The following is a 1,229-nucleotide window of genomic DNA, read 5'->3' on the forward strand; positions in this document are numbered from 1 at the left end:
CGGGAATGCGTAGAGTATGACAAAACATCGTTTGACGGTCGGAGGGCGTTCATGAACGCCCCCATGATCACCTCCCTGGGCGATCTTCTTCTCCCTAACGCCGTCGTGCCGCGCGCCCGATGGAAGGGCCGCAAGCAGGTTTTGGGCGAAATGTCCGCCGTCATGGGCAAGGCGCTCAATCTGGATGCCCGCGAAGTCCATGAAGCCGTGATGGAGCGCGAACGCCTGGGTTCGACCGGCGTAGGCGAGGGCGTCGCCATTCCCCACGCCCGCATCGAAAGCCTCGCGCGCCCGGTCGGCGGCTTTGCTCATTTGATCGAGCCTGCCGATTTCGAAGCCATCGACGAGCGTCCGGCGGATCTCGTCTTCATGCTGCTCGCCCCCACGGATGCCGGCGCTGACCACCTGCGGGCGCTCGCCCGCGCCGCCCGCGTCTTCCGTCAGGAACGTATCCGCGCAGCCCTGCGTCAGGCCCCGACGGAGGAAGCGGTCATCGCTATCCTCTGCCCAGACCTGAAGATCCACGCGGCCTAGAGCCCGGCTTCAAAGTCCCTGATCTGCTTCGCCAGCCAGTCCGGCTGCTCCAGCGGAATCATGTGTCCCGCGTCCCGCGCCTCCAGAATGCGGGCGCCGGGGATCAGTTCGCCCATGCGCTCGATCGAGCGCCACGGCACGAACGGATCGCTGTCAGCCCCTATCAGCAGCACGGGGATATCCAGCTCGCCCAGGCGAGGGGCCAGCGACGTCCGTGTGGACGTCTCCTTCAGCTGGGCCACCAGCACCGGCTTGCCCAGATCGCGATCCATAGCCCGGATAACATCCGCCACCGCCGGATCCGCCTGGTGCGAGGGATGAACGAACTGGTTGATCCGCGCCTGAGGAATCCCCCGGTACTCATGCTTCGCCAGCAGATCGAGGGCCCGCACCCGTTCTGCCGCCTCGTCCTCCGTCAACCCGAAGGCGGAGGAGGCGACTGTCACCAGCGACGCCACCCGTCCGGGGTTCTCCAGCGCGTATTCCAGCGCCAGATAGCCGCCCATCGAGAACGCGACGAGATGAAGCGGGTCGCCTGTCGAGGCGGCCGAATGGATCAGCCCCAGCATGCCCTGTCGGGTCGACTCGGTTTCGATCGCCACATAATCGGTGGAAAACTGCGGCTCCAGGCGCTGCCGGACAGGTTGCCAGACCCGCTGATCGCACATCGTACCGGGCAAAAGCGTCAGTATTCC

The 1,229-nt window shown here is 65.6% G+C and carries 2 protein-coding genes; one reads left to right on the forward strand and one right to left on the reverse strand.

The features are described 5' to 3' along the window. The first annotated feature begins 63 nt into the window (after positions 1-63). Complete coding sequence (locus tag EON91_RS14475; protein ID WP_292096119.1) at positions 64-534, forward strand: PTS sugar transporter subunit IIA; 471 nt, start codon at positions 64-66, stop codon at positions 532-534. Here the strand turns inward: EON91_RS14475 and EON91_RS14480 are convergent. Then, on the reverse strand, positions 531-1,229 hold a 699-nt coding region (locus EON91_RS14480; RefSeq protein ID WP_292096117.1), incomplete at its 5' end, for an alpha/beta hydrolase. The two genes, EON91_RS14475 and EON91_RS14480, sit on opposite strands and share 4 nt — an antisense overlap.

The organism is Brevundimonas sp. (assembly GCF_004210735.1).
In the GTDB taxonomy this organism is placed as follows: Bacteria; Pseudomonadota; Alphaproteobacteria; order Caulobacterales; family Caulobacteraceae; genus Brevundimonas.